Origin of the sequence: Gemmiger formicilis, from assembly GCF_016901605.1 — a bacterium.
Lineage (GTDB): Bacteria > Bacillota > Clostridia > Oscillospirales > Ruminococcaceae > Gemmiger > Gemmiger formicilis_B.
Genome location: NZ_JACJKP010000614.1, coordinates 1 through 279 on the forward strand (window position 1 = coordinate 1; position 279 = coordinate 279).

The following is a 279-nucleotide window of genomic DNA, read 5'->3' on the forward strand; positions in this document are numbered from 1 at the left end:
AGGGTGCCGTGAACATCTACAACGCCATGCTGGCTTCCCCCGATGCCATGTTCGACATCAACATCAGCCGCTTTGTCATGAACGGCAAGGTCATTTTTGCCATGTTCGGCATGCCCGGTGCGGCACTGGCCATGTACCACACCGCCAAGCCGGAACACAAAAAGCAGGTCAAAGCGCTGCTGATCGCGGCGGTCATTCCCGCTGTGTTTACCGGCATTACCGAGCCCATCGAGTACGCCTTCCTGTTTGTGGCACCGCTGCTTTTTGTGGTGCATGCCG

The 279-nt window shown here is 57.3% G+C and carries 1 protein-coding gene; it reads left to right on the top strand.

Annotation, left to right across the window (positions count from 1 at the left end; translation table 11 throughout):
- The coding region (locus tag H6B10_RS16165) for a PTS transporter subunit EIIC (protein WP_204652442.1) at positions 1-279 on the top strand (279 nt) is incomplete at both ends.